This is a genomic window from Microbacterium sp. JZ70 (genome assembly GCF_053903225.1).
Genome location: NZ_CP096405.1, coordinates 3,274,470 through 3,299,910, shown reverse-complemented (window position 1 = coordinate 3,299,910; position 25,441 = coordinate 3,274,470). Strand labels below are relative to the sequence as shown.

The window sequence follows — 25,441 nt, the reverse complement described above, 5'->3', positions numbered from 1 at the left end:
CTAGGAGCGCTCGCCGCCCGGCATCCTGCCGAGGATCCGGTCCGGGTCGACACCGGGTCGGAACCCCTCGCGGTCGCGCGGAGGGCGCCCGCCGACGTACAGCCATCCGAGGAGCTTCTCGCGGCGGGTGAGGCCGTGCGCCTTCGCGACCGCGGGGGAGCGCACGAAGGCGCCCGTGCGCCACATCACACCCCAGCCGGCCTCGTCGAGGAGCAGGCTCAGCAGGTGGGCCACGCCCGACGCGACCGCCTCCTGCTCCCACTCCGGCACCTTCTCGGACGGGCGGGGGCTCGACACGATCGCGATGAGCAGGGGAGCGCGCAGCGGCTTCGTCGAAGGTCCGTCGCCTGTCGCCTCGCCGATCGCGCGGCCGAGCCGCAGACGGTCGTCGCCGCGCAGCTCGATGAGCCGCCACGGGGTGAGGTTCGAGTGGTCGGCGACGCGACCGGCCGCCGCCACGAGCGGCAGCAGCTCCTCGCGCGTGGGAGCCTCGTCGGTGACCTTGGACGATGAGCGCCGCGCGCGGGCGGCCTCGAGTGCGGAGCCCATGCGCGGAGCGCTCACGCCTCGGGCGTGAAGTTCAGCGAGAGCGAGTTCATGCAGTAGCGGTCGCCGGTGGGCGTGCCGAATCCGTCCGGGAAGACGTGTCCGAGGTGCGAGCCGCAGTTCGCGCAGCGGACCTCGGTCCGCACCATGCCGTGGCTCGTGTCCTCGAGCAGCTCGACGGCCTCGGGCCGCACCGACTCGTAGAAGCTCGGCCATCCGCAGTGCGAGTCGAACTTCGTGCCGCTCTGGAAGAGCTCGGCGCCGCATGCGGCGCACGTGTACAGGCCCGCGCGCTCCTCGTCGAGCAGCTCGCCGGTCCACGGCCGCTCGGTTCCGGCTTCGCGCAGCACCGCGTACTGCTCAGGCGTCAGCTCTGCACGCCACTCCGCCTCGGACTTCTCGACCCTGTACGACATGCCCCGATTCTACCGCCGCGCAGGACGGCAGGGGCCGGAGGAGGGGCGCCGGGAGACGGCAGAATGGCGGGGATGGACGAGGTCGCGCAGGTCGCCGAACGCTTCGCCCGGTTCGCCGCGGAGGAGGCGCCGGGACGGTCTCGCGTCTACGGCGACTGGGCGGCGAGGGTCGCCGAGGACGGCACGGTCGCCGCCGTGCTCGCCCGCATCCCGGCGGCGCACCGCCAGCCGCCGCTCGTGTTCGCCGTGACGCGCCTGCTCGGCGCGGCGGACGACGCCGACGCCGCCGACTGGGCGCGCTTCGTGCGCGCGCGGGCCGACGACATCGTCGCCGAGTGCGCCGTCCGCGGCCTGCAGACGAACGAGCCGCTGCGCTGCGCGGCGCTCCTGCCCGCGCTCTCGCTCGTCGCCGGCCCGATCGCCCTCCTCGAGCTCGGTGCATCGGGTGGCCTGTGCCTCTACCCCGACCGCTACTCGTACCGGTATGCGGCGACCGGCCGACACGTGCGTCTCGACCCCGTCGACGGGGCGTCCGGGGTCGTACTGACCTCGACCTGGGATGGCCCGCTGCCGGAGCTGCGGCTGCCGGAGGTCGTCTGGCGCGCGGGCGTCGACCTGCAGCCGCGCGATCCGCGCGACCCGCGCGACCGCGCCTGGCTCGAGATGCTCGTGTGGCCGGGCGAGGAGGGGCGGCGCGAGCGGATCGCGCGGGCGCTCGACATCGCGGCGGCCGAGCCGCCTCTTCTCATCGCAGGCGATGCCGGCGATCCCGAGGCCCTCCGCGCGCTCGCCGCGGACGCGCCATCGGAGGCGACGCTCGTCGTGTCGACGCCGGGCGTGCTCCCGTATCTCCCGCGTGCCCGCCGGGAGGCGCTCATCGACGCCATCCGGGCACTCGGCGCTCGCTGGATCACGCTCGATGCGCCGGGGCTCCACAGCGGATGGGCCGAGCCGGTCGACGAGGCGGAATGGCCCGGTGGCTTCGCGCTGGCTCTCGACGGCCGCGTGCTCGCCGCGGCGGATCCGCTCGGGGCCCGCGTCCGCTGGCGCGCCTGACGGCCGAGCGGCGCCGCGCGCCATACGCTCGGAGCATGTCCACCTCCCTGTCGGAACGCGAGCGCGCCATCCTCGCCTTCGAGGCGGCGTGGGGCGCCCACGGCGGCGCCAAGGAGGAGGCGATCCGCGCAGAGCTCGCGATGACCCCGGCGCGGTACTACCAGCTACTCGGGCGGCTGATCGACACCGAGGCCGCCCTCGCCGCGGATCCGCTCCTCGTCAAGCGCCTCCGCCGACTGCGCGACGAGCGCGAGGCGGCGCGCCTCCGCGTCACCAGCTGATCCACGACGTCCGCGGATAGCATCGAGGGATGCCGAGCACCTACCCCCGGGACCGCTTCGACGACATCCCGCGCGAGACCGGGCGCGTCGGCGCCCACCGCGCGGAGAACCCGGGCATGAGCGGACCCGCCGTGCTGCTGTGGGCGATCGTCGCGACGATCGTGCTCGTGATCGCGGGGATCCTCGGCTTCCTCGTCCTCTCGCAGCAGGGCGCGCTCCCGGCGCCCGAGAACACGCCGGCGCCGGCGGCGACGACGGCGCCCGTCGTCGACACGTCGTACTCGGTGCTCGTCCTCAACGGCACGGCGACAGAGGGACTCGACGACGAGGTCGCGGAGCAGCTCGTCGACGCTGGCTTCCCCGAGGGGGCCGTGACCCCCACCGATTCCGACGAGACGGACTTCGAGAAGACGACCGTCTTCTACGCGAGCCCCGAGGATGAGCCGGCGGCGCGCGGCGTCGCGGAGGCCATCGGCGCGACCGAGGTGGTGCAGAGCGACGCGTACCAGAGCGGCGACGGCCGACAGCTCACGGTGGTCGTCGGACTCGACCGTGTTTCCGGCGCGTAAACGTCACGAGACGACCGTGTCAAACGTCGCCTCATCGACGTTCTGCCGCGGAATCACGCGGATACGATCGCTCCAGTTCCATCCCGCAACAGGAGTGATCGCCATGACCCAGGGCACCGTGAAGTGGTTCAACGCCGAGAAGGGCTACGGGTTCATCACCGTCGCCGACGGCGGCCAGGACGTCTTCGTGCACTATTCGAACATCGAGATGACCGGCTTCCGCGTGCTCGAGGAGGGCCAGGCCGTCGAGTTCACGGTGGGCACCGGGCAGAAGGGCCCCCAGGCCGAGGCGGTCCGCCCCGTCTGAGCGCTCCCGCCTTCTCCGCAGCCGCCCCGCGACCCCGGTCGCGGGGCGGCTGCGCGTGTGTCGGCGGGTGACGCCTCCCGGCTTGCACTCGATGGGGTCGAGTGCCAAAATGGCGTTTAGCACTCCCGTCAAGAGAGTGCTAAACCCATACGCCTACGTCCGGGAGGGACGACAAACACATGGCAAAGATCATCGCTTTCGACGAAGAGGCCCGTCGCGGCCTCGAGCGCGGCCTCAACACGCTGGCCGACGCCGTCAAGGTGACGCTCGGCCCGCGTGGTCGCAACGTCGTGCTCGAGAAGAAGTGGGGCGCTCCCACGATCACGAACGACGGCGTCTCCATCGCGAAGGAGATCGAGCTCGACGACCCGTACGAGAAGATCGGCGCCGAGCTCGTCAAGGAGGTCGCGAAGAAGACCGACGACGTCGCCGGTGACGGCACGACCACGGCCACCGTCCTCGCCCAGGCGCTCGTCCGCGAGGGCCTCCGCAACGTCGCCGCGGGCGCCGACCCGATCAGCCTCAAGCGCGGCATCGAGAAGGCCGTCAAGGCGGTCACCGACCAGCTCCTCTCCACCGCGAAGGAGATCGAGTCGAAGGAGCAGATCGCCGCGACGGCGTCGATCTCGGCTGCGGACACCTCGATCGGCGAGCTCATCGCCGAGGCGATCGACAAGGTCGGCAAGGAGGGCGTCGTCACGGTCGAGGAGGCCCAGGCCTTCGGCACCGAGCTCGAGCTGACGGAGGGCATGCGCTTCGACAAGGGCTACCTCAACCCCTACTTCGTGACGGACCCGGAGCGCCAGGAGGCCGTCTTCGAGGACCCGTACATCCTCATCGCGAACCAGAAGATCTCGAACATCAAGGACCTTCTGCCCGTCGTCGACAAGGTGATCCAGGCGGGCAAGGAGCTCGTCATCATCGCCGAGGACGTCGAGGGCGAGGCTCTCGCGACGCTCGTGCTCAACAAGATCCGCGGCATCTTCAAGTCGGTCGCCGTCAAGGCCCCCGGCTTCGGCGACCGCCGCAAGGCGCAGCTGCAGGACATCGCGATCCTCACGGGCGGCCAGGTCATCACGGAGGAGGTCGGCCTCAAGCTCGAGAACACCGACCTCGAGCTCCTCGGCCGTGCGCGCAAGGTCATCATCACCAAGGACGAGACGACGATCGTCGAGGGTGCCGGTGACGCCGCGCAGATCGAGGGTCGCGTGACCCAGATCCGCCGCGAGATCGAGAACACCGACAGCGACTACGACCGCGAGAAGCTGCAGGAGCGCCTCGCCAAGCTCGCCGGCGGCGTCGCCGTCATCAAGGCGGGCGCGGCCACCGAGGTCGAGCTCAAGGAGCGCAAGCACCGCATCGAGGACGCCGTCCGCAACGCGAAGGCGGCCGTCGAGGAGGGCATCGTCCCCGGTGGTGGCGTCGCGCTCATCCAGGCGGGCCAGGTCGCGTTCGACGGTCTCGAGCTCACGGGCGACGAGGCGACCGGCGCGAACATCGTGAAGATCGCCATCGAGGCTCCGCTCAAGCAGATCGCGCTCAACGCGGGCCTCGAGCCGGGCGTCGTCGCGAACCGCGTCGCCGAGCTCCCGGTCGGCCAGGGCCTCAACGCGGCCACGGGCGAGTACGTCGACCTCTTCGAGGCCGGCATCATCGACCCCGCCAAGGTCACGCGCTCGGCTCTGCAGAACGCCGCGTCGATCGCCGGCCTGTTCCTCACGACCGAGGCGGTCGTGGCGGACAAGCCGGAGAAGGCCGCGGCCGCTCCTGCCGACCCCAGCGGCGGCATGGACTTCTGATCCGCGCCGCGCGCTCGTCGCGCTGAACGACACGAAGGGCCCCTCCTCGCGGAGGGGCCCTTCTGCGTACCGGGACGCGGGCTCAGCGGAACATGCCGGCGCTGGCCTGCTCCGCCTCGGCGTACTGCATCCCCGCGACGCTGAGCGCCTGCCCGATCGACGCGAGGGACTCCTGGATGGCGAGCTGTGCCGCCCGCCACTGGTCCATGACGCTCTGGAAGCCCGCGGCGGCCGATCCCTGCCACACCGCCTGCAGCTCGAGCAGCTGCGCGAGCATGGTGTCGGAATCGGCCTGGATGCGGTCGCCCGTGGCACGGACGTTGGCGGACTGAGCGACGAGCGCGTCGCTGTCGACGGCGAAGATCGGCATGGGTGCTCCTTCTCGTGTGACCGCCGGAGATCGGCGTGGTCCTCACGCTAGGAGCGGGGCGCGCCGCCCTCCGGGTCGTCCACAGCGTCGCCCGGCGACACCGCGGCGATGCCGGACTGTGCACGCGGCGTCGCCCCGGCATCCGACCCCTCCCGGGCGAGCGGGAAGGCCACGCGGAACGTCGCGCCGCCTCCGGGGGTGTCGGTCACCTGGACGGTTCCGCTGAGGGAGTCGACGATCGAGGCGACGATCGAGAGGCCGAGGCCGCTGCCTCCCGTCTCCCGTGCGCGCGAGGTGTCGGCCCGCCAGAACCGCTGGAAGACCTTGTCCCTGATCGACTCGGGGACGCCCTCGCCATGGTCGACGATCGCGATCCATCCGGTGCGCGCCGCGGCGTCCACGCCCACCTCGATGACGATGGGGGATTCGGCGGGGCTGTAGCGGCGCGCATTGCCGAGCAGGTTCGACACCACCTGGCGGATCTTGTCCTCCTCGCCGCGGACGATCGGAGGGAGCGCGACGGGCTTCGCGGGCGGCTGCACGGGGATGTCGAGCTGCGCGACGAGCGGCTGCTCGCCGGTCTGGGCCGGGCGTCGGCGACGCAGCGCCGCCGACGCGCGGGCGATCGCGGCGGTTCCCGGCGCCCAGCGCCGCCGCGGCGCGTCGGGCCCGTCCGCGCGGCCGTCCTCGGGAGCGGATGTCGCGGCCTCGAGCTCGGCGCGCTCGGGCAGCGTCACCGCGCCCGTGATCGCCTCGAAGGTGTGGTCGACGACCGTGACGTCGCGGCCCGGCTCGGCCGCGCGGACGTCGAGCGCGGCATCGTGCGCGATCGGGCGGAGGTCGACCGGGCGGATGTCGAGCTCGCGGCGGTCGTCGAGCCGGGTGAGGGCGAGCAGGTCCTCGACGAGGACGCCCATCCGCTTGGCCTCGGCCTCGATGCGCTCCATCGCCTTGGCTGTCGCCTCCTCGCCCTGCAGCGCGCCCATCCGGTACAGCTCGGCGTAGCCGCGCACGCTCACGAGCGGCGTGCGCAGCTCGTGGCTCGCGTCGCCGATGAAGCGGCGCATCTGCCGCACCGTGGCGTCGCGCTCGTCGATCGCCCCGTCGATGCGGTCGAGCATCGTGTTGATCGCGATCTTGAGGCGGCCGATCTCGGTGCTGGGCTCGATGTCGGTCATCCGCTGGCTGAAGTCGCCCGCCGCGATCTCCATGGCGGTCGCCTCGACCTGGCCGAAGCGGCGGAACGTCAGCGTCACGAGGCCGCGGGTGAGGAACGCCGCCGCGATGACCGTCGCGAACGCGACGAGCGTGAAGACGGCGATGTACGTGCGGACGAAGCTGTCGACGTCGGCGAGGGGGAGCGCGACGACCGTGGCGTACGGGAGGTCGTAGCTCTCCGACTGGAGCGTGTTCACGGTCGTCGCGGCGTAGAACCCGGGTCCGCGCCCGGTCTCCGCGTCGAGGGGGACGATGCTGCCGCGCCGGATGTACGCCTCGTCGAGGGGCAGGCGGCGCGGGAAGGCGGGTTCCGCGGCCTCCTCCGAGCCGCCCGCGGTCGCGATGAGCTCGCCCTCGCGGTTGTACATCGCGACGAAGTACTCGGTGCGCGGCTCGTTGTCGGCCGGCACGAACATGAGCTCGCCCGATGCCGTCGTGAGCGGCGTGAGGAGCCGCTCGGCGACGTTCGAGTCGGCGTACTCCTGGACCGTGCTGCGGACGCTGCCGAGCAGGTTCTGCTGGAGGATGGGCACGGTCACGACGCCCGTGATGAGGAGTCCGACGGCGAGGACGAACACCGTCACGCCGGTGACCTTCGCCCGCAGGCTGACGCGTCGCCACCACCGGGTCACGGCGTCGTGCTTGCGTGCCAGGGCAGGGCCTTTCCGCGAGGCGGGGCGCGCCCGCCGACTGTCAGGAGACCTTGTCGACCTTCAGCATGTAGCCGAAGCCGCGCTTGGTCTGGATGAGCGACTCCGCGGTGTGCGGGTCGATCTTGCGGCGCAGGTACGAGATGTAGCTCTCGACGATGCCCGCGTCGCCGTTGAAGTCGTACTCCCACACGTGGTCGAGGATCTGCGCCTTCGACAGCACGCGGTTCGGGTTGAGCATGAGGTAGCGGAGGAGCTTGAACTCCGTCGGGCTCAGGTCGATCTGCTCGTCGCCGACGTAGACGTCGTGCGTGTCCTGGTCCATCGTGAGCTCGCCCGCGCGGATGACCGACTCCTCCTCGTCGTTCTGCATCGTGCGGCGCAGGACGGCCTGGATGCGCGCGACGATCTCGTCGAGGCTGAACGGCTTCGTGACGTAGTCGTCGCCGCCGACGTTGAGGCCCTTGATCTTGTCCTCGGTCTCGTCCTTGGCGGTGAGGAAGATGATCGGGGCGGTGTATCCGGCGTCGCGCAGGCGCTTGGTGACGCTGAACCCGTTCATGTCGGGGAGCATGACGTCGAGCACGATGAGATCGGGCTCCTCCTCCAGCACGGCCGAGATGGTCTGGGCTCCGTTGGACACGGTCCGAACCTGGAATCCGGCGAATCGCAGGCTCTGCGAGAGCAGGTCGCGGATGTTCGGCTCGTCGTCGACGACCAGGATGCGCGGTGCGGTCATGACCCCATTATGTCGGTGCCGGGTAAGCGCGGGCTGGAAATCCGCGCGTCGGGCCCGGAATCCGTGCGCCGAGCGCGAACGCTACGCGGCGGCGAGCCGCTCGGCGTCGAGGATCGTGTAGCTGTAGCCCTGCTCGGCGAGGAACCGCTGACGGTTCTGCGCGAAGTCCTGATCCACCGTGTCGCGCGCGATGAGCGTGTAGAAGCTCGCCGTGTGGTCGGTCTGCTTCGGACGCAGGAGGCGTCCCAGGCGCTGGGCCTCCTCCTGTCGGGAGCCGAACGACCCCGACACCTGGATCGCGACCGACGCCTCGGGCAGGTCGACGGAGAAGTTCGCGACCTTCGACACGACGAGCAGCTTCAGCGACCCCTCCCGGAACGCCGAGAACAGCCGCTCGCGCTCGTCCACGGGCGTGGCGCCCGTGATCTTCGGCGCGTCGAGCGCCTCGGAGAGCTCGTCGAGCTGGTCGAGGTACTGGCCGATCACGAGCACCTGCTCGTCGGGGTGGTGCGCGAGGATGCGCCGCACGGCGTCGATCTTCGCGGGCGCCGTCGCCGCCAGCCGGTAGCGCTCGTCGTCGGCCGCGGCCGCGTACTCGAGGCGCTCCGACGCGGGCAGGTCGATCCGCACCTCGTAGCAGGCCGCGGGGGAGATGTAGCCCTGCGCCTCGATCTCCTTCCACGGCGCGTCGAACCGCTTGGGCCCGATGAGGCTGAAGACGTCGCCCTCCCTGCCGTCCTCGCGCACGAGCGTCGCGGTGAGCCCGAGCCGTCGGCGCGCCTGCAGGTCGGCGGTGAGCTTGAAGACGGGCGCGGGCAGCAGGTGCACCTCGTCGTACACGATCAGCCCCCAGTCGAGGGCGTCGAGGAGCGAGAGATGCGCGTACTCGCCCTTCCGCTTCGACGTGAGGATCTGGTACGTCGCGATCGTGACCGGCTTGATCTCCTTGGACTGCCCCGAGTACTCGCCGATCTCCTCGGGCGTGAGCGTCGTGCGCCGCAGCAGCTCGTCGCGCCACTGGCGCGCCGACACCGTGTTCGTCACGAGGATGAGGGTCGTCGTCCCGGTCGCCGCCATCGCCCCCGCTCCGACGAGGGTCTTCCCGGCGCCGCACGGCAGCACGACGACGCCGGAGCCGTCCTCGCGGAAGGTGTCGACCGCGAGCCGCTGGTAGGGGCGCAGCGCCCACCCGTCCTCGGCGAGGGCGATGGGGTGGGGCGTGCCCGGCGTGTAGCCCGCGCGGTCCTCCGCGGGCCATCCGATCTTCAGCAGCTCCTGCTTGATGTGCCCGCGCGCCCACGCGTCGACGATGTAGGAGTCGGGCGTCGGGTGCTCGACGAGCAGCGGCTGGATGCGCTTGTTGCGCGAGACCTCGGTGATCACCGCCTCGTCCTGGGAGACGAGGCGCAGGCGGCCCTCGTCGTCGCGGTCGATCACGAGGCGCCCGTATCGGTTCACGGTCTCGCGGATGTCCGTCGACACCGAGGGCGGGACGGGGAACCGGGACCATCGGTCGAGGGTCTGCAGCATGTCGTCGGCGGTGTGCCCTGCCGCGCGCGCGTTCCACAGGCCCAGCCGGGTCACGCGGTACGTGTGGATGTGCTCGGGCGCCCGCTCGAGCTCGGCGAACACCGCGAGCTCGTGGCGCGCGGCCTCCGCGTCGGGGTGCGCGACCTCGAGCAGCACCGTGCGGTCGCTCTGGACGATGAGGGGGCCGTCGGACATAGCTGTCCAGTCTACCGGCGGGTCGCCGCCGTGGGGCCGGGGCGGTGCGTCACGCGGTGCGGACCGAGCGGATGAGCGAGACCGGGAGGGTGCGCTCGACGTCGGCCGCCCGGTCGAGGCCGCGCAGCCGTCCTCCGCCGATCCCCGACGCCTCGAGCGTCAGCTCGCGCGTCGTCCCGTCGGGCATCGCGACCTCGACGACGATGACGGCCTTCGCGCGGACGGCGGCGTCGAGCTCGCGCTCGCGCCACGCGGCCTCCGCATCCTCGCCGTGAGAAGCGCGCAGCCGGTCGATGACGGCCCGGTACCGCTCCTCGGGAGCATCCTCCTCGGCAGCGGGGGCGAGTCGGCGGCGGTGCAGCGCGACGGTGCGGCCGTCGTCGTCGATCGCGACGACGGGATAGCGCGCGTCGGCGAGCGCCCAGTAGACGGTCTGCCGTGCAGCGCGCGTCCGCAGCAGCGCGCCCTCGCGCACGAGGCCCAGCGGGCGCAGCGCCTGGTCGACGCCGATGGTCTCGACGAGATGGTGGTCGCGGCTCGACACGATCGTGTGGCCGCTGCCCGGCTCGACCGAGACCCGCACGAGGCCGTGCCGCTCGGCGGTCCGGGTGAGCAGGTAGTCGAGCGGCTGCGGGATGCCGGTGAGCGAGAGCTCGGAGAGGAACGAGCGGATGGCCTCGGCCGTCTCGCCGCCCGCGATCGCCGACGAGAGCGACGCCTCGGTGAAGCGGTAGGTCGAGGCCTGCGCGTGCGACTCGCGGACGGTCATCGCGCGCAGGCGCATGTCGAGCGCGGGCACGAGCGGTCCGGGGGAGATCGCGGTGAGGTCGTTCTGCAGGAAGACGCGGTCGACCTCACCGGGGAGGAGCTCTGCGAGGGGGCCGGCGTCGGCGGCGCCGCCCGCCCGGAACGGCGTCGCCCACGGGGTCTCCGTGCCGTCGGGCGCGATGAGGCCGAGCAGAGCCGCCAGACGCAGGGCCGAGGCCGCCCGCTCGGGCCAGGCCGGGTCGAGCGGATAGGCGTCGACCCACGTCGACGGCGGCACCCAGCCGCCCTCGCGGGTGCGCAGACCTGCGGGCAGCGCGTCGCGCCATCCCGTCGCGAGGATCTCCCAGCGACGACGCGTGGGCTCGCGCGTCCAGTCCTCGCCGGCAACGGCCACGAGCCAGGCGCGATCCACCGGACGCACGAGGCCGGCCGCCTCGGCGAGCGCGACGAGGTCGTCGAGCTCCTCGGCGTCGCGCACGACCTCGTCCTGCACGAGCCGGCGCCGGTCGGACGCGCCGACCGACCCGCCGCCGACGCGCGACAGCGGAGTCGCGAGCGCCGCGACGAGCACGTCAGCGAGCGCCCCGAGGGTCGTGAAGGCGCGCTCCGCCGCCCGAGCCGCGGCCGACTCGTCGGCGGGCTGAGGGGCGTCGTGGCGGGCAGGCGCGAGGTCCACGCCGTCGAGCGCGCGACGGACCGACGGCAGCGGCGACCCGGATCCGTCGACGAGCGAGGACGCGATGCCCTCGTCGGCGATCGGACGGCCGCTGGCGAGGTCGGCGAGCACGTCGCGCGGGAGCTGACGCAGCGCCGTCGTCAACGACTCGGGGGCGAGCAGCGCGTCGGCGGCGTCGAAGAAGTCGCGCCAGCCGACGTGGGCGGAGACCCGGCGGGCCGCGAGGAGCGAGCCGAGCCGCGCGTCGGACATCGCGGCCAGCCGCTCCGCCAGCACCCGTGCGTCCGCGCCGCTCATCCGCTCAGCTCCGGCGCGAGGCGCGACCCCTTCGCACGAAGCTCATGACGAGCAGCGTGAGGAGCAGGAGGAAGGCGATCACGGGCCCGATCATCTGCACGAGGAACACGACCGGCCACGCGCCGCCGCTGAAGTCGGTGACCCCTGAGGCGGTCGCGATGATCACGGCGAGGAAGCAGCCGATCGACAGCACGACGATCCCCAGGGACATGAACGCGAGGATGCGGTCGACGCGGCGGACCGCGGGCTGCGCGCTGGGCTGATCACTCATCCTGACCAGGATAGTCGTACGTCTGCCGGACTAGGATGGCGGGGAGGGATCGATCGATCCCTCTCTCTACGTTCCAGCGGTATCAGCGAGGTTCACATGCCCACCGGCAAGGTCAGGTTCTACGACGAGGACAAGGGCTTCGGCTTCATCACGTCGGACGACGGACAGGACGACGTGTTCCTGCACGCGAGCGCGCTCCCCGCGGGCGCGGTCGTGAAGGCCGGGACGCGGCTCGAGTTCGGGATCGCCGACGGCCGCAAGGGGCCGCAGGCGCTCTCGGTGCGGGTGCTCGAGGCTCCGCCGAGCCTCGCGAAGGCGTCGCGCAAGAAGGCAGACGACATGGCCGTCATCGTCGAGGACCTCGTGAAGCTCCTCGACGACATCGGCGGCGACCTGCGTCGCGGCCGCTACCCCTCGTCGTCGCACGCGCGCAAGGTCGCGGCCGTGCTGCGCAAGGTCGCGGACGAGCTCGATGTCTGAGGCTCCCGAGCCTGCGGCGGACGCGGAGGCGCTCGCGGATTCCGAGGCGCCCCGCGAGGACGCCTCCGTCGAGACCGCGCCCGTCGAGCCCGACCCTCGCCTGCTCGAGGCTCGGGATCTCGCGCTCGCCGCGCTGCGGGAGATCACGCCCGCGCAGACCATCGGCGAGCCGGCGGGCTACACCGTCGAGGGCGACGGCGTCGTCTCGCTGCGCTTCGAGAACCGCCTGAGCGGCTATCCGGGATGGCACTGGACCGTCTCCCTCGCGGTCGTCGAGGACGCCGAGCCGACCGTGCTCGAGGCGGAGCTGCTGCCGGGCGACGGAGCGCTGCTCGCGCCCGAGTGGGTGCCGTGGTCGGTGCGCCTCGAGGAGTACAAGGCGGCGCAGAGCGCGGCGGCCGAGGCCGCGGCGGCCGACGAGTCCGATGAGGGCGAGGACTTCGCGCCCGAGGGCGACGAGTTCGACCAGGACGAGGACGACTTCGACGAGGACGGCTCGCCGATCCTGCACGCGGGGGACGTCGACGGCGTCGACATCGACGAGCTCGACGCGGGCGACGACGATGCGGCCGATGACGACGATGCGGCCGAGTCCGACGAGGACTACGACGAGGACGACGACGAGGCGCGCAGCGCGGACGACGACGCGGACGAGGACGACGACGCGTGGGATGACGACGACGCGGAGGACTGACCGCGTGAGACAGGAGGAGCCCCGGCCGACCGGCCGGGGCTCCTCCTGTCTGCGGTGACGGATCAGCTGTTCTCGAGAACGAAGTCGATCGCGCGCGTGAGCTGGCGGACGTCCTCGGGCTCGATCGAGACGAACGTCGCGACCCGGAGCTGGTTGCGGCCGAGCTTGCGGTACGGCTCGGTGTCGACGATCCCGTTGGCGCGCAGCGTCTTGGCGACCGCCGCCGCGTCGACCGCCTCGTCGAAGTCGATCGTCACGACGACGGGGGAGCGGTGCGCGGGGTCGGCGACGAACGGGGTCGCCGAGGACGACGCCTCGGCCCACGTGTACAGCGCCTGCGACGACTCCGCCGTGCGGGCCGCGGCCCACTCAAGGCCGCCGTTCTCCAGGATCCAGCCCAGCTGGCTGTCGAGGAGATGGAGCGTCGCGAGGGCCGGGGTGTTGAGCGTCTGCTCCTTGCGCGAGTTGTCGACCGCATTCCAGAGGCTGAGGAACTCCGGGATGTAGCGGTCGGACGCGTGCAGGCGCTCGATGCGCTCGATCGCCGCGGGCGACATCGCGGCGAACCACAGCCCGCCGTCCGAGCCGAGGTTCTTCTGCGGCGCGAAGTAGTACACGTCGGTCTCGGCGACATCGAAGTCGATGCCGCCGGCGGCGCTCGTCGCGTCGATCACGGTGAGCGCACCCACGTCGCCGGACACGCGCCGGATCGGTGCGGCCACGCCCGTGGACGTCTCGTTGTGCGGCCAGGCGTAGACGTCGACGCCCTCGACCGGCTCGGACTCGGCGCGCGTGCCCGGCTCCGCCTTGCGGACGTCGGGGGCCTCGAGCCACGGTGCGGCGGCCGCCTTCGCGAACTTCCCGCCGAACTCGCCGAACACGAGGTTCTGCGCGCGGCGCTCGATGAGCCCGAACGCGGCCGCGTCCCAGAACGCGGTCGAGCCGCCGTTGCCCGTGACGATCTCGTAGCCGTCGGGCAGGCGGAGCAGCTGCGCGAGGCGCTCGCGCACGCTCGCGACGAGGTTCTTCACCGGCGCCTGGCGGTGCGACGTCCCGAGGAGCGACGATCCCGCCTCGGCGAGGGCGGCGACCTGCTCGGGACGCACCTTCGAGGGGCCGCAGCCGAACCGGCCGTCGGAGGGAAGGAGATCGGCGGGGATCGTGAGCGTCATGCTGCTCATCCTACGGCGCGTGCGCGGGCGGCCACGGCGGCCAGCGCCCGGGGTCCGTGCTCCCGGTTAGGATTGCCTTCGACGCAGACGGAGGATCGATGACCGACCTGATCGACACCACGGAGATGTACCTCCGCACCATCCTCGACCTCGAGGAGGAGGAGATCATCCCCCTGCGCGCGCGCATCTCCGAGCGCCTCGGCCACTCGGGCCCGACCGTCTCGCAGACCGTCGCCCGCATGGAGCGCGACGGCCTCGTCGTCGTCGCCGAGGATCGCCGTCTGCAGCTCACCGACGAGGGCAGGGCCAAGGCCGTCGAGGTGATGCGCAAGCACCGCCTCGCGGAGCGCCTCCTGTCGGACGTGATCGGCCTCGACTGGGCCTACGTCCACGACGAGGCGTGCCGGTGGGAGCACGTCATGAGCGAGCAGGTCGAGCGCCGCCTCGTCGAGCTGCTCGGCTACCCGACCGAGTCGCCGTACGGCAACCCGATCCCCGGGCTCGAGCAGCTCGGGGAGTTCTCCGTCGAGCGGGCCGATCAGGGGGTGGTCGGCCTCGTGCGCCGCCTCGACGAGAACGGCGGGCCCGTGTCCGGCACGGTCCGGCGGCTCGCCGAGTCGGCCCAGGTCGACCCCGAGCTCCTGCAGCAGCTGCGCGACGCCGGGGTCGTGCCGGGTGCGCACGGCGACTTCCGCTACAGCGAGGGGTACGTGCTGGTCCAGATCGCCGGCGCGCAGGACGCGCTCGAGCTGCCCGTGGAGATCGCGTCGCACATCTTCCTCGTCGACGATCGCGGCTGACGCTCGGCTGGGAGCCCGACGGGGAGCGTGACATTTCCGTTATCTTCCGTTACCGTTGAGCGATACCCGGCGGCTCCGAGCCCCGGGCGCTCCGTGAGAAATCGCCTCCCCGGCTCGTCGTTCTGACGGAGTGAGACTGTGCCCCGACCAGTTCTGACGAGTCGGCGCTCCCTGGCGCGAGGCGACGGAGGAGACAACTTGGCTGAGAACCCCACGTCCGCGGGCGCCCCCGACGCCGACGCGACGACCCCGACGAAGGCCGTGCAGCCCGTGACGCGAGGAATCGTCGTCATGCCGCGCAGCGACGTCCGGCGCATGGAGCGGGCCGCCCGCCGTGCCGGCGCCCCCCAGGTGAAGCCGGTCCGCGCCGCGGGCACGATCGCCGCCGTCCTCGCCCTGCTCGCCGGCGTCGCCATCCCCGCGTACGCGGCGACGCAGCCGGCGCCCGAGACCGTCTCGATGCAGGACGCCGCCGAGCGCGAGGCCCAGTCGATCGCGGTGGACGCCGCGGTCGAGACCGCCCCGCTGAGCGGCGCGGCGTACTCCGCGACGACGCCGGAGGAGATCGAGGAGGCCAAGGCGGCCGCCGCGGCGGCGGAGGCCGCCGAGCGCGCCCGTGAGCAGGCCGAGCTCCTCGCCCAGCAGCAGCGCGAGCAGCAGGCCCAGCAGCAGGAGCAGCAGGCGCAGACCGCGCCGCAGCAGCCGCAGCAGCAGCCGCAGACGTACGAGCCCCCGGTCGTGAGCGACGGCGGCATCTGCCCGCTGCCCGCTGGCACCTACTACGTGAGCCGCTCGGTCGGGTCGGGCCACGAGGGCACCGACATGGTCGCGCCCGCGATGACCCCGATCTACGCCGTGAAGTCCGGCACCGTCATCACCTCGCAGGAGGCGCTCGGCGGCTGGGGCGTCACCGTCGCGATCGACCACGGCGACGGCACCTCGAGCCTCTACGGCCACATGACCTACGGAACCCGCCAGGTCGAGGTCGGGCAGACCGTCGAGGCGGGCCAGCTGATCGGCTACGTCGGCTCGACCGGCCGCTCCACGGCGAACCACCTCCACATCGAGTACCGCATCAACGGCGCGATCGTCGACCCGATGAGCTACCTGCCGATCTGATCGGATCCCGCGAGAGAGCGCCCGGCACGTCGCGTGCCGGGCGCTCTGTCGCATCCGGCCACGGAATCCCCGGCTGTTCACCCGCTCTTCGCCCTCGACACGCCCGGGGTGCGCTAGCCTGACCCTGTCGCCGAGAGAGGCGGAGGGAGCCGATGGAACGAATACCTCGCATCCGCACCACGGATGCGCTCGGGCGTTACGTCCTCCGGCATCGTGTGCACACGGGCCGCGGAGCAGCCGCGGTCTCTCCAGGGCGCTGTCCATGAGACAGCGCCCTTTTTCGTGCCCGCGCACGCCCGCCGCCGATCGGAGCGGTCGCAGTTCGAATGCCCGGAAGCCGTCCGGGTCGTATCGAAGGGATCGAGTATGCGAACACTGGTGCTGAATGCGGGATACGAGCCCCTCGCGGTCGTCTCGTTCAAGAGAGCCCTCGTCCTCGTCATGAACGAGAAGGCGACCGTCATCGAGCACGTCGAGGGGGAGCCCGTGTGGGGCACGAGATCGGTGTTCGACCGGCCCGCCGTCATCGTCCTCACCCGCTACGTGCGCGTGCCCACGGCGCGCCGGACGCCGGTGACGCGTCGCGGCGTGCTGCGCAGGGACGGCTTCCGCTGCGGGTACTGCGGAGCCTCGGCCTCGACGATCGACCACATCCTCCCGCGCTCGCGCGGGGGACGGGACACGTGGGAGAACCTCGTGGCATGCTGCCTGCGGTGCAACAACATCAAGAGCGACCGGACTCCGCAGGAGATGGGCTGGGAGCTCCGCTTCGCGCCTGGGGCGCCGCGCAGCACGTCCTGGACGGTGCGCGGGGCCGAGCGCGCGGATCCGCGCTGGGAGCCGTACCTCGCACTCGCGGCGTGAGACGGTGCCCCCGACTGGACTCGAACCAGCGACGCACGGTTTAGGAAACCGACGCTCTATCCACTGAGCTACGGGGGCGTCCGCACCAGCTTATCGGCAGTGCGGACAGGACACGGCGCCGCCCGGGAATCCCGGGCGGCGCCGTGCGACGCTCTCAGACCTGGACGGCCAGCGCGAAGCGCACGCCGTCGGGCGTCACCTCGGCGTCGAGCACCTTGTCGTCGAGCTCGACGGCCGCCTCCTGGGGGAGGAAGACGCGAACCGGGCCGCTCTCCACCACGGCGTCGGCGGCCTCGGGCGAGGGCGCGAGCGTGAGCGTGTACCCCTGCGGGGAAGAGCTCGAGCCGTCGATGCGCAGGCCCGCGGTGGCGGGATCCGGCGACTGGTCGACGATCGTTCGGACGGCGGTCTGGGCGTTCTCGGTGAGTGTGAGCATTCGGCTCTCCTTCCGTCGGGCCAGCCACGATTCCGAGAACGCCGCCGGGATGCAACCCCCGGACGCGACACGGCGCCGATTCACACGGGATGCACATGTGCATCCGGCGAATCGGCGCCGTGACGTGCGGGCTCAGTGAGCCGCTTCGTAGGCCTCGAGCACGGCAGCGGGGACGCGCCCGCGCTCGGAGACGGAATAGCCGTTCTCCTTCGCCCACGCGCGAACCGGTCCGTAATCGGTCTGGCCGGAGCGCCGACGGGTCGCGCGCGATGCGCTCGAATTCGTCGAGCCGGATCCGCTTCCGACGCGGCGGCCGGCCGAGATGTAGCGCTCGAACTGCGCGCGGAATTCCGCCGCGTTGTCGGCGGAGAGGTCGATCTCGTAGCTCTTTCCGTCAAGGGCGAAGAGGACGGTCTCGCCTTCTCCGGGCTCGAGAACGGTGTCGTCGAGGTCGTCAACAAGCTGGTGGATGATCTTTCGGGCCATATCTCGAATGTAGCGTCAGAAGGCGCCAATTCGAGCACAATTCGCGTCTGCCCGGGGATATCAGGGCAGAATACCGGCGCGACGCGCTTTCGCGACCGCGGCCAAACGCGTCGAGGCGTCGAGTTTCGACATCGCGGCGCCGAGATAGGCCTTCACGGTTCCCTCGCGAAGACCCAGCTGAGCGGCGATCTCGGCATTCGTCGCACCGAGAGCAGCGCAGGCGAGCACGTCGACCTCGCGCGGCGAGAGGTGCACGGTCGGCTCGGCCGCCGGACGCGGTGCCGACACGGCCACGCCGGAGAGCGCGGCGAGCCGACGCTCGACCTCCTCGAGACGGGATCGGATGGCGCCGTCGTCGACGGCGGCCGCGATGCGCCGCAGCTCGGCGTAGGTCTCCCGCAGCTCCTCCTGATGCGCGGGCGGGAGCACGGCCGACGACTCCGCCGCCGCCTCCCGTCGCCGCCGCGACGCGTCGAGCGCGGCGATCTGGCTCGCGAGCCGGTCGGCGACCTCGACGGCGGGAGCCGCGGCGACCCCGCCGACGTTCCACTGGCCCCAGGCGGCGCCGTAGAGCACGCCTCGTGCGCGCCCCTGGACGATGACGGGCACGGCGAGGAGGGTGCCGATGCCCTCGCCGAGGATGTACGGGTCGTAGTCGTGCGTGATCTGCTTCGCCGTGCGGTAGTCGCTCGCGAAGCGGGGGCGCAGCTCCATGATGGCGCGGCCGCCGAGGCCGCGCTCGGGGCGCACCGCGAGCCCGTCGAGCGCCGACGTCCGCGTGCCGTGGAAGGCCGACATCGCGACGCGGCCGTCCTCCAGGAGTCCGCCGAACGCGACCGGGAAGCGCGTGCGGCGAGCGAGCTCGTCGACGGCGCCCGCGACGAGCCGCTGCTCATCGGCTCCGCGAGACGGCAACACTGTCTGCACCGGGGATACCTACTTTCGGGGGTGACGACCGCTCTGTCGCTTTCCGTAGCGTCGAAGATATCACCGGCGAGGTGCCGGAACACCGGCTCTGCGAACACGCAGTGCGGCAGGGACCATGCGGCAAGGAGGCCTCATGACTGACTCTCCGGGCGGCGTCGCCCCGACGACGTCGATCGACTATGCGGCGGTGGAGGATTCATCGCGTTTCCGCGAGCTGAAGCGCACCCAGCGGAGCTTCATCTTCCCGCTGGCGGCATTCTTCCTCGTCTGGTATTTCCTCTACGTCGTCCTCGCGGGCTTCTTCCCCGAGTTCATGGGGCAGAGGGTGTGGGGAGATATCACCGTCGGCCTGCTCTTCGGATTGGGCCAATTCGTCACGACATTCGCGATCACGATGGGATACGTGGCCTTCGCGAATCGCCGACTCGACCCGATCTCCGCCGAGATCCGGTCTGAACTCGAGCGGAAGGCGGCCGGCGCATGAGCGCATGGATGGCAGCGGCGCCCGCGCAGATGGAGAACAACCCGATCCTCAATATCAGCGTGTTCGGCGCCTTCGTCGCGGTCACGCTGTTCATCGTCATCAGGGCGAGTCGCAACAACAGGACCGCGGCGGACTTCTACGCCGGCGGGCGCTCGTTCAGCGGGCCGCAGAACGGGTTCGCGATCGCGGGGGACTACCTCTCCGCCGCGTCGTTCCTCGGCATCGTCGGCGCGATCGCCCTGAACGGGTACGACGGGTTCCTGTACTCGATCGGCTTCCTCGTGGCGTGGCTCGTCGCGCTGCTGCTCGTCGCCGAGCTCATGCGCAACACGGGCAAGTTCACGATGGCCGACGTGCTGTCGTTCCGCCTGCGGCAGCGTCCCGTGCGGATGGCCGCGGCGATCACGACCCTCGCGGTGTGCCTGTTCTACCTCCTCGCGCAGATGTCGGGAGCGGGCGGCCTCGTGTCGCTTCTGCTCGGGGTCGGCGACCGCGTCGGCCAGTCGGTGGTCATCGCGGTCGTGGGCGTCCTCATGGTCGTCTACGTGCTCATCGGCGGGATGAAGGGCACGACCTGGGTGCAGATCGTGAAGGCCTTCCTCCTCATCGGCGGCGCCATCGCGATGGCGATCTGGGTGCTCGCGCAGCACGGGTTCGACTTCAACGGCCTTCTCGGCGCCGCGGTCGCGAACGCGTCGGCCGGCGAGGCCATCCTCGCGCCCGGCCTCCAGTACGGCGCGAAGCCGCTCGACTTCCTGTCGCTCGGGATGGCGCTCGTGCTCGGCACGGCCGGCCTGCCGCACGTGCTCATGCGCTTCTACACGGTGCCGACGGCGAAAGAGGCGCGTCGCTCGGTCGTGTGGGCGATCTGGCTCATCGGGCTGTTCTACCTGCTCACGCTCGTGCTCGGCTACGGCGCGGGAGCGCTCGTGGGCGCGGAGACGATCGCGGCCGCGCCGGGCGGCGTGAACTCGGCCGCTCCGCTGCTCGCGCAGGCGCTCGGGGGCCCCGTGCTGATGGGGTTCATCTCCGCGGTCGCGTTCGCGACGATCCTCGCGGTCGTCGCGGGCCTCACGATCACGGCCGCGACCTCGTTCGCCCACGACATCTACGCGAACGTCATCAAGAACGGGCGCGTGGAGGGCGACGGCGAGGTGCGGGTCGCCCGCATCACGGTGCTCGTGATCGGCGCGCTGGCGATCGTCGGCGGCATCGGCGTGCAGGGGCAGAACGTGGCGTTCCTCGTGGCGCTCGCGTTCGCGGTCGCGGCGTCGGCGAACCTGCCGACGATCCTCTACTCGCTGTTCTGGCGCGGCTTCACGACGCGCGGCGCGGTGTGGAGCATGTACGGCGGCCTCGGCACGGCCCTGGTGCTCATCATCTTCTCGCCCGTGTTCTCGGGCACCGAGACGAGCGTGTTCCCCGCCGCCGACTTCGCGATCTGGCCCTTGAGCAACCCGGGGATCGTCTCGATCCCGGTCGGGTTCCTCCTCGGGTGGATCGGCTCGCTGACCTCGCGCTCGGCGGAGGACCCGCGTCTCGCGGCCGAGATGGAGGTGCGCTCGCTCACCGGGTTCGGCGCCGAGAAGGCGGTCGAGCACTGAGCGGCGTTCACTGAGGCGGAAGGAGCGCCGACCCGCGGCCTACTCGCGGGTCGGCGCTCCCGTGTGCGGCGGGCGGATGGCCTCAGGCGCCGAGCGCGTCCTGCTCGAGCTCGATGAGGTGGCGCTTCAGCTCGATGTCGCCGCCGTAGCCGCCGATCGTGCCGTCGGCGCGGATGACCCGGTGCACCGGGACGATCAGCGAGTAGGGCGTCGTGCGGCAGGCCGTGCCGACCGCGCGGGCGGCGCGCGGGCGCCCCGCCATGGCGGCGACCTCGCCGTAGCTCGCCGTGGTGCCGTAGGGGATCTCGCGCACCGCCTCGAGGGCCTCTCGCGTGAAGCCCGTCGCGAGGCGCCAGTCCAGCGCGAGGTCGAAGCGCCGGCGCTCGCCCGCGAAGTAGCCCTCGAGCTGCGCGGCGAGCTCCTCGGCGGCGTCCGAGCCGTCGTCGGGAAGGAGGGCGCCGCGCAGCTCGCGGGAGACGGACTCGAGCGCCCACTCGGGCTCGTCGGCGAGACGCAGCGCGACGAGGCCCTCGTCGGAGAACGCCGAGACCGCGTCGCCGACGGGCGTGGGGAGGATCGCGTACCGGTAGGTCATGCGTCCATCCTGAAGGGGCGGACGGCCGTGCGGCGCTCGCGCGGCGCGGCCGGGAGCCGACGCGCCGATGGAGAGGGCCTGTGCAGACGGCGTCGCAGGGGCCGTGCGCCCGGGTAATCCGGCGAAACTCCGCGGCACGCGGGTGACTTTGAGGCGCGTCCGCCTACCCTGACTGGTGTGCTGCCCGCTGAAGACGACGCCGTGGAGACCACGAGGCTCGTGCCCGTGACGCCCGCGGACCTCCGCGTCGCCGACCCCGACGTGTCGGTCGCGCATGTCGCGTCCTCCGAACGGGAGCAGCTGCGGTCTCTCGCCGGGGCGCTCGGCGGACGGTCGCCGCTCCTGCGCTATCGGCCGGCGCCCGAGTCGGGCATCGAGATCACGAAGGCGCACCCCGGCAGCCTCCCGCAGTTCATCACGGGACGGTCGACGCTGCTGTCGAACCTCTTCCGCGACGAGGTCGCGCTGCGCACCGCCCGCCTGGCCGCGGAGCGGATCACGGCGAAGAACCTCGAGCTGCGCACCGTGCGCGGCATCGACGCCGTGCGCCTCGCGGTCGGCCTCGCGACGTGGCGCGTCGGCGACGAGGAGTTCGTCGCGCCGGTCCTCCTGCGCCCGCTCGCCATCCGCCGCCATCACTCCGACTTCGAGCTGAAGCTCCACGGCCGCTTCGCCGTGAACCCCGAGCTCGTCCGCATCGCGCAGGACCACTTCGGGATCGACATCGACGGCGACGCGCTCGCCGAGCTCGCCTACGACGAGGGCGTGTTCAAGCCCCAGCCCGTGATCGACCGGCTGCGCGGCCTCGTCGCGCACGTCGACACCTTCAGCGTCAAGCCGCGGCTCATCGTCTCGACGTTCGCGGAGGTCGGCGAGGTCATGGCGCGCGACATGCGCGAGCTCGACCATCCGGTCCTGAACGCGCTCGCCGGCCACCCCGACGACCTCGCTGCCCTGGGCGCCCAGCGCCCGGCACCCGCCGTGCCGCACCCCGACGAGCGCGCGCCGGCATCCGACATGCTCCTGCTCGATGCGGATGCCGAGCAGGAGCGCGTGCTGGCGCGCATCACGGCCGGACAGTCTCTCGCGGTGCACACCCTGCCCGGCACGGGCGGCACGCAGACGATCATCAACGCCGTGGGCGCGCTCGTGCGCGACGGCAAGCGGGTCCTCGTCGTGAGCGCGCGCCGCTCGACCCTCGAGGGCATCCGCCATCGTCTCGCGGGCATCGGGCTCGACGCCCTCGCGGTGTCGCCGACCGACCTGCGGCGCGACCTCATCCGCGCGATCGGCCGCAACGAGAAGGCGACGCAGCCCAAGGTCTCCGACATCGACGACGCCCTCGTGCGCCTCCGCTCGGTGCTGCGCGACTACCGCCACGCGCTCACGCGCGTGCACGACGGGCTCGGCATCTCGGTGCTCGAGGCGACGCGCACCCTCACGCGGCTCGCGGCCCTGCCGACCCCGCCGTCGACATCCGCCCGCCTCGGCATCCGGGCCCTCGAGCAGCTCGCGGGCGACCGCTCGAAGGCCGCATCGACCCTGGCGCTCGCCGCGCGCCTGGGCGAGTTCCGCGTGGGCCCCGACGACTCGCCGTGGTACGGCGTCTCCTTCTCGTCGACCGACGACGCCCGTGCGGCGCATCGGATGGCCGGCAAGCTGCACCGCACGAGCGTGCCGAACCTCCTCGAGCGCGGATACGAGCTCATCTCGCAGACGCGGATGCGCCCGTTCACGACGATCGACGAGCTGGGGGAGTACCTGCGGCTCCTGCACGGGATCCGCGACTCGCTCGACCGGTTCACGCCGTCGGTGTTCGAGCGCCCGCTCGGCGACATGATCAAGGCCTTCGGACCGCGACGCGAGTCGGGCCTGCCCGGCGCGCAGCGCCGGCGCCTCAAGCGCCTCTCGAAGGAGTACCTGCGCCCCGGCGTGCACGTGACCGACATGCACGCTGCGCTGTCCCGGATCCAGCACCAGCGTCAGCAGTGGCAGCAGCTCGTCGACGTCGGGACGATCCCCGAGCTGCCGCTCGGACTCGCCGACGTGCAGGTCGAGTGGCAGCGCGTGGAGGCCGAGCTGAGCGAGCTCGACGCGGCCCTCGGGCGCGGGACGCGGCTCGCATCGATGCCCGTGGAGCGTCTCGTGCGCACGCTCGCCGGGCTCGCCGCCGACTCCGACGTCTTCGACAACATCGTCGAGCGCGCCGAGCTGCGCGCCGAGCTGTCGCGCCTCGGCCTCGAGCCGCTCCTGACCGAGCTGTCGGTCCGCCATGTCGACGAGGAGCGCGTGGGCGAGGAGCTCGAGTTCGCGTGGTGGCAGTCGGCCCTCGAGCACCTGCTGCAGAGCGACCGCGCGCTGCTCGGCGCCAACACATCGGTCGTCGACCGGCTCGAGCGCGACTTCCGCCTCGTCGACGAGGCGCACGCCGCGGCATCCGGCCCGCTGCTCGCCTGGCAGCTCGCGACGCAGTGGAAGATCGGCATCGTCGACGAGCCGGGCGAGGCGGAGGCCCTCAAGCGCTCCCTCACGCGCGGCGACGTGAGCGCCGAGGCGCTCGCATCGATCGCGCCGACCCTGTCGCGCGTCATCGCGCCGGTCTGGATCGCGTCGCCCTACGACGTGCCCCTCATCCCCGACGCGCCGGGCTTCGACGTCGTGCTCATCGCCGACTCCGGGGCGATCGGCCTCGCGGAGGCGGCCCCGGCCATCCGCCGCGCACGGCAGGTCGTTGCCTTCGGCGATCCTGTGACGCAGCGGCCCCTGCCCTTCTCCGTCGCGGTGCTCGAGAGCCCTCCCGCGGGCGGCGAGCAGGCCAGTGCATTCGAGCGCCTCGCCGACGTGCTTCCGGTCGAGACCCTGACCCGCAGCTACCGGGCGGGCGGCGAGGACCTCGCCGAGCTCGTGAACGACGCGTTCTACGGCGGCGAGATCGTGTCGCTGCCCTGGGCCGGGTCGTATCTCGGCCGCGGCAGCCTGTCGGTCGACTACGTCGAGGGCGGCTACGGCGCGCCCGACCCGGAGAGCGGCGCCGTCGAGAGCCCCGATGCCGAGGTCCAGCGCGTCGTGACGCTCGTCGTCGAGCACGCCGTGAACCGCCCGCACGAGTCGCTCATGGTGATCACCGCGAGCCGTCGGCACGCCGAGCGCATCCGCTCCGCCGTGACGACCGCGTTCGCGGGCCGCTCGGATGTCGCGGACTTCGTCGCGCGCGACACGACCGAGCCGCTCACGGTGCTCACGCTCGAGGAGTCGGTCGCCGAGAGCCGCGACCGCGTGATCTTCTCGCTCGGGTACGGCGTGACCAAGCACGGCCGCGTGCTGAGCGACTTCGGCGACCTCTCCACGCCGGACGGCGAGAGGCTCCTGACCGTCGGCATGACCCGCGCGCGGCGCTCGATGGTGATCGTGTCGTCGATCCGCCCCGCGGCCGACGACGGCCGCCTCGAGCACGGCGCGGCCATCCTCATGGGCATCCTCGCGAGCATCGACGGGCGAGGCCGCGAGGCGCGGCGCGAGGACGACGCGGATCCGCTCACGCGCGTGCTCGCGCGCGAGCTGCGCCGACTGGGCGTCGCCGTCGACGTGGACTACCACGGGATGCTCCCGCTCGTCGCGCAGCGCAGCGGCAAGGCCGTCGTCGTGGAGAGCGACCCCGAATCGCAGGACGCGTCGCTGCGCGAGTCGCTCCGGCTGCGCCCGCACGCCCTGCGGCGGCTCGGCTGGCACTACGTCCGCGTGCACGCCTTCGACCTCTACAGCGACCCTGCCGCGGTCGCCGAGCGCATCGCGGCCGTGCTGGGCGTCTCCGCCGACACGCCCCGCGTCGACCCGGACACCGAGCCGCTCGCCTTCTGATGTCGGACGAGCCTCGTCAGCGGGTCGAGCGCGTCGCCGGCGCGCGTCGAGCCCGCCTCACGCGCGTGGAGGGCACGCTCGCCGACGCGGATGCGGAGGCGACCCTGCGGGGCGCGGACGCGGGCGCTCGCCCCGCCGCGGGGGAGAAGGGCCCGAACGACGAGCGGCTGCGGAGGGATCGTCCGCCGCACTGGTGACGCGGCCATCCGCCCCTCAGACGGAGAAGGGCGCCTC

At 72.1% G+C, this 25,441-nt stretch carries 27 protein-coding genes and 1 tRNA gene; 14 read left to right on the top strand and 14 right to left on the bottom strand.

Going from position 1 to position 25,441, the window contains the following annotated elements; translation table 11 throughout:
- Together M1D46_RS15205 and msrB are read right to left on the bottom strand one after the other, a co-directional pair.
- A complete protein-coding gene (locus tag M1D46_RS15205) occupies window positions 1-549 on the bottom strand; it encodes a nitroreductase family protein (protein WP_421075465.1) in 549 nt (182 codons plus the stop codon).
- Window positions 550-560: 11 nt separating this feature from the next.
- Window positions 561-962, bottom strand: a complete 402-nt coding sequence (msrB, locus tag M1D46_RS15200; protein ID WP_271173570.1) for a peptide-methionine (R)-S-oxide reductase MsrB — start codon at window positions 960-962, stop codon at window positions 561-563.
- Between the two features lie 72 nt (window positions 963-1,034).
- On the opposite strand from msrB, the gene M1D46_RS15195 reads away from it, so the two are divergent.
- The 5 genes from M1D46_RS15195 (at window position 1,035) to groL (ending at window position 4,974) form a co-directional block, all read left to right on the top strand.
- Entirely contained in the window at window positions 1,035-2,018 is a 984-nt protein-coding gene (locus M1D46_RS15195) for a DUF2332 family protein (protein WP_456285973.1), read from the top strand.
- A gap of 35 nt (window positions 2,019-2,053) precedes the next feature.
- The gene (locus M1D46_RS15190; RefSeq protein WP_271173568.1) at window positions 2,054-2,299 is read left to right on the top strand and encodes a DUF3263 domain-containing protein; all 246 of its coding nucleotides are present in this window, start codon (window positions 2,054-2,056) and stop codon (window positions 2,297-2,299) included.
- Window positions 2,300-2,328: 29 nt separating this feature from the next.
- Window positions 2,329-2,868: a LytR C-terminal domain-containing protein gene (locus M1D46_RS15185; RefSeq protein ID WP_282979401.1), complete on the top strand. Its 540-nt coding sequence runs from the start codon at window positions 2,329-2,331 to the stop codon at window positions 2,866-2,868.
- 103 nt (window positions 2,869-2,971) lie between these two features.
- A complete protein-coding gene (locus M1D46_RS15180; RefSeq protein ID WP_271173566.1) occupies window positions 2,972-3,175 on the top strand; it encodes a cold-shock protein in 204 nt (67 codons plus the stop codon).
- 179 nt (window positions 3,176-3,354) lie between these two features.
- Window positions 3,355-4,974 (top strand): chaperonin GroEL, encoded by a 1,620-nt coding sequence (groL, locus tag M1D46_RS15175; RefSeq protein ID WP_271173565.1) that lies wholly within the window; start codon window positions 3,355-3,357, stop codon window positions 4,972-4,974.
- 82 nt (window positions 4,975-5,056) lie between these two features.
- Here groL and M1D46_RS15170 read toward each other — a convergent pair whose 3' ends face one another.
- From M1D46_RS15170 to M1D46_RS15145, 6 genes are all read right to left on the bottom strand, one after another.
- Entirely contained in the window at window positions 5,057-5,344 is a 288-nt protein-coding gene (locus M1D46_RS15170; RefSeq protein WP_271173564.1) for a WXG100 family type VII secretion target, read from the bottom strand.
- 47 nt (window positions 5,345-5,391) lie between these two features.
- Window positions 5,392-7,194: a sensor histidine kinase gene (locus tag M1D46_RS15165; RefSeq protein ID WP_271173563.1), complete on the bottom strand. Its 1,803-nt coding sequence runs from the start codon at window positions 7,192-7,194 to the stop codon at window positions 5,392-5,394.
- Between the two features lie 61 nt (window positions 7,195-7,255).
- The gene (locus M1D46_RS15160; protein WP_271173562.1) at window positions 7,256-7,951 is read right to left on the bottom strand and encodes a response regulator transcription factor; all 696 of its coding nucleotides are present in this window, start codon (window positions 7,949-7,951) and stop codon (window positions 7,256-7,258) included.
- An 81-nt stretch (window positions 7,952-8,032) separates the two neighbouring features.
- Window positions 8,033-9,676 (bottom strand): DNA repair helicase XPB, encoded by a 1,644-nt coding sequence (locus M1D46_RS15155; RefSeq protein ID WP_456285972.1) that lies wholly within the window; start codon window positions 9,674-9,676, stop codon window positions 8,033-8,035.
- A gap of 49 nt (window positions 9,677-9,725) precedes the next feature.
- Window positions 9,726-11,417, bottom strand: a complete 1,692-nt coding sequence (locus M1D46_RS15150) for a helicase-associated domain-containing protein (protein ID WP_456285971.1) — start codon at window positions 11,415-11,417, stop codon at window positions 9,726-9,728.
- Between the two features lie 4 nt (window positions 11,418-11,421).
- Entirely contained in the window at window positions 11,422-11,688 is a 267-nt protein-coding gene (locus M1D46_RS15145) for a multidrug ABC transporter ATPase (protein WP_271173559.1), read from the bottom strand.
- A 96-nt stretch (window positions 11,689-11,784) separates the two neighbouring features.
- Here M1D46_RS15145 and M1D46_RS15140 point away from each other — a divergent pair, with 96 nt between their 5' ends.
- Complete coding sequence (locus M1D46_RS15140) at window positions 11,785-12,168, top strand: cold-shock protein (protein ID WP_271173558.1); 384 nt, start codon at window positions 11,785-11,787, stop codon at window positions 12,166-12,168.
- Window positions 12,161-12,862, top strand: a complete 702-nt coding sequence (locus tag M1D46_RS15135; RefSeq protein ID WP_456285970.1) for a DUF3027 domain-containing protein — start codon at window positions 12,161-12,163, stop codon at window positions 12,860-12,862. The genes M1D46_RS15140 and M1D46_RS15135 overlap by 8 nt, the downstream gene beginning before the upstream one ends.
- Window positions 12,863-12,924: 62 nt before the next feature.
- Here the strand turns inward: M1D46_RS15135 and serC are convergent, their stop codons facing one another.
- Window positions 12,925-14,034, bottom strand: a complete 1,110-nt coding sequence (gene serC, locus M1D46_RS15130) for a phosphoserine transaminase (RefSeq protein ID WP_456285969.1) — start codon at window positions 14,032-14,034, stop codon at window positions 12,925-12,927.
- A 98-nt stretch (window positions 14,035-14,132) separates the two neighbouring features.
- Between serC and M1D46_RS15125 the strand changes: the two genes are divergently transcribed.
- The 3 genes from M1D46_RS15125 to M1D46_RS15115 all read left to right on the top strand — a co-directional run bounded on the left by M1D46_RS15125 (window position 14,133) and on the right by M1D46_RS15115 (window position 16,817).
- The gene (locus M1D46_RS15125) at window positions 14,133-14,834 is read left to right on the top strand and encodes a metal-dependent transcriptional regulator (protein ID WP_271173555.1); all 702 of its coding nucleotides are present in this window, start codon (window positions 14,133-14,135) and stop codon (window positions 14,832-14,834) included.
- Between the two features lie 198 nt (window positions 14,835-15,032).
- Complete coding sequence (locus tag M1D46_RS15120) at window positions 15,033-15,953, top strand: M23 family metallopeptidase (protein ID WP_271173554.1); 921 nt, start codon at window positions 15,033-15,035, stop codon at window positions 15,951-15,953.
- A 366-nt stretch (window positions 15,954-16,319) separates the two neighbouring features.
- A complete protein-coding gene (locus tag M1D46_RS15115; protein WP_324014145.1) occupies window positions 16,320-16,817 on the top strand; it encodes an HNH endonuclease in 498 nt (165 codons plus the stop codon).
- Between the two features lie 5 nt (window positions 16,818-16,822).
- On the opposite strand, the gene M1D46_RS15110 is transcribed toward M1D46_RS15115, so the two are convergent.
- From M1D46_RS15110 to M1D46_RS15095, 4 genes are all read right to left on the bottom strand, one after another.
- Window positions 16,823-16,895, bottom strand: a tRNA-Arg gene (locus M1D46_RS15110).
- A gap of 76 nt (window positions 16,896-16,971) precedes the next feature.
- A complete protein-coding gene (locus M1D46_RS15105; RefSeq protein ID WP_456285968.1) occupies window positions 16,972-17,253 on the bottom strand; it encodes a Fe-S cluster assembly protein HesB in 282 nt (93 codons plus the stop codon).
- Window positions 17,254-17,385: 132 nt separating this feature from the next.
- Window positions 17,386-17,739, bottom strand: a complete 354-nt coding sequence (locus M1D46_RS15100) for a histone-like nucleoid-structuring protein Lsr2 (protein WP_456285967.1) — start codon at window positions 17,737-17,739, stop codon at window positions 17,386-17,388.
- A 60-nt stretch (window positions 17,740-17,799) separates the two neighbouring features.
- Window positions 17,800-18,666, bottom strand: a complete 867-nt coding sequence (locus M1D46_RS15095; protein WP_282979390.1) for a LuxR C-terminal-related transcriptional regulator — start codon at window positions 18,664-18,666, stop codon at window positions 17,800-17,802.
- Between the two features lie 133 nt (window positions 18,667-18,799).
- Between M1D46_RS15095 and M1D46_RS15090 the strand changes: the two genes are divergently transcribed.
- The gene (locus M1D46_RS15090; RefSeq protein WP_456285966.1) at window positions 18,800-19,150 is read left to right on the top strand and encodes a DUF485 domain-containing protein; all 351 of its coding nucleotides are present in this window, start codon (window positions 18,800-18,802) and stop codon (window positions 19,148-19,150) included.
- Window positions 19,147-20,754 carry a solute symporter family protein gene (locus M1D46_RS15085; protein ID WP_456285965.1) on the top strand — a complete coding sequence of 536 codons (1,608 nt, stop codon included), beginning with the start codon at window positions 19,147-19,149 and terminating at the stop codon, window positions 20,752-20,754. The genes M1D46_RS15090 and M1D46_RS15085 overlap by 4 nt, the downstream gene beginning before the upstream one ends.
- Before the next feature lie 82 nt (window positions 20,755-20,836).
- On the opposite strand, the gene M1D46_RS15080 is transcribed toward M1D46_RS15085, so the two are convergent.
- Window positions 20,837-21,349 carry a methylated-DNA--[protein]-cysteine S-methyltransferase gene (locus tag M1D46_RS15080; RefSeq protein ID WP_456285964.1) on the bottom strand — a complete coding sequence of 171 codons (513 nt, stop codon included), beginning with the start codon at window positions 21,347-21,349 and terminating at the stop codon, window positions 20,837-20,839.
- Window positions 21,350-21,517: 168 nt separating this feature from the next.
- Here M1D46_RS15080 and M1D46_RS15075 point away from each other — a divergent pair, with 168 nt between their 5' ends.
- Complete coding sequence (locus tag M1D46_RS15075; protein ID WP_456287178.1) at window positions 21,518-25,207, top strand: AAA family ATPase; 3,690 nt, start codon at window positions 21,518-21,520, stop codon at window positions 25,205-25,207.
- The gene (locus M1D46_RS15070; protein WP_421075460.1) at window positions 25,207-25,404 is read left to right on the top strand and encodes a hypothetical protein; all 198 of its coding nucleotides are present in this window, start codon (window positions 25,207-25,209) and stop codon (window positions 25,402-25,404) included. Before M1D46_RS15075 ends, M1D46_RS15070 begins: the two co-directional genes overlap by 1 nt.
- Window positions 25,405-25,441 lie beyond the last annotated feature (37 nt).

Bases quoted from the DNA above. Each gene is read 5' to 3' on its own strand.
- M1D46_RS15195 (WP_456285973.1), top strand. From the start codon at position 1,035: ATGGACGAGGTCGCGCAGGTCGCCGAACGCTTCGCCCGGTTCGCCGCG.
- M1D46_RS15140 (WP_271173558.1), top strand. From the start codon at position 11,785: ATGCCCACCGGCAAGGTCAGGTTCTACGACGAGGACAAGGGCTTCGGC.
- serC (WP_456285969.1), bottom strand. From the start codon at position 14,034: ATGACGCTCACGATCCCCGCCGATCTCCTTCCCTCCGACGGCCGGTTC.
- M1D46_RS15155 (WP_456285972.1), bottom strand. From the start codon at position 9,676: ATGTCCGACGGCCCCCTCATCGTCCAGAGCGACCGCACGGTGCTGCTC.
- M1D46_RS15185 (WP_282979401.1), top strand. From the start codon at position 2,329: ATGCCGAGCACCTACCCCCGGGACCGCTTCGACGACATCCCGCGCGAG.
- M1D46_RS15135 (WP_456285970.1), top strand. From the start codon at position 12,161: ATGTCTGAGGCTCCCGAGCCTGCGGCGGACGCGGAGGCGCTCGCGGAT.
- M1D46_RS15160 (WP_271173562.1), bottom strand. From the start codon at position 7,951: ATGACCGCACCGCGCATCCTGGTCGTCGACGACGAGCCGAACATCCGC.
- M1D46_RS15190 (WP_271173568.1), top strand. From the start codon at position 2,054: ATGTCCACCTCCCTGTCGGAACGCGAGCGCGCCATCCTCGCCTTCGAG.
- groL (WP_271173565.1), top strand. From the start codon at position 3,355: ATGGCAAAGATCATCGCTTTCGACGAAGAGGCCCGTCGCGGCCTCGAG.
- M1D46_RS15085 (WP_456285965.1), top strand. From the start codon at position 19,147: ATGAGCGCATGGATGGCAGCGGCGCCCGCGCAGATGGAGAACAACCCG.
- M1D46_RS15070 (WP_421075460.1), top strand. From the start codon at position 25,207: ATGTCGGACGAGCCTCGTCAGCGGGTCGAGCGCGTCGCCGGCGCGCGT.
- M1D46_RS15090 (WP_456285966.1), top strand. From the start codon at position 18,800: ATGACTGACTCTCCGGGCGGCGTCGCCCCGACGACGTCGATCGACTAT.
- M1D46_RS15145 (WP_271173559.1), bottom strand. From the start codon at position 11,688: ATGAGTGATCAGCCCAGCGCGCAGCCCGCGGTCCGCCGCGTCGACCGC.
- M1D46_RS15205 (WP_421075465.1), bottom strand. From the start codon at position 549: ATGGGCTCCGCACTCGAGGCCGCCCGCGCGCGGCGCTCATCGTCCAAG.
- M1D46_RS15170 (WP_271173564.1), bottom strand. From the start codon at position 5,344: ATGCCGATCTTCGCCGTCGACAGCGACGCGCTCGTCGCTCAGTCCGCC.
- msrB (WP_271173570.1), bottom strand. From the start codon at position 962: ATGTCGTACAGGGTCGAGAAGTCCGAGGCGGAGTGGCGTGCAGAGCTG.
- M1D46_RS15180 (WP_271173566.1), top strand. From the start codon at position 2,972: ATGACCCAGGGCACCGTGAAGTGGTTCAACGCCGAGAAGGGCTACGGG.
- M1D46_RS15100 (WP_456285967.1), bottom strand. From the start codon at position 17,739: ATGGCCCGAAAGATCATCCACCAGCTTGTTGACGACCTCGACGACACC.
- M1D46_RS15115 (WP_324014145.1), top strand. From the start codon at position 16,320: ATGCGAACACTGGTGCTGAATGCGGGATACGAGCCCCTCGCGGTCGTC.
- M1D46_RS15150 (WP_456285971.1), bottom strand. From the start codon at position 11,417: ATGAGCGGCGCGGACGCACGGGTGCTGGCGGAGCGGCTGGCCGCGATG.
- M1D46_RS15080 (WP_456285964.1), bottom strand. From the start codon at position 21,349: ATGACCTACCGGTACGCGATCCTCCCCACGCCCGTCGGCGACGCGGTC.
- M1D46_RS15125 (WP_271173555.1), top strand. From the start codon at position 14,133: ATGACCGACCTGATCGACACCACGGAGATGTACCTCCGCACCATCCTC.
- M1D46_RS15105 (WP_456285968.1), bottom strand. From the start codon at position 17,253: ATGCTCACACTCACCGAGAACGCCCAGACCGCCGTCCGAACGATCGTC.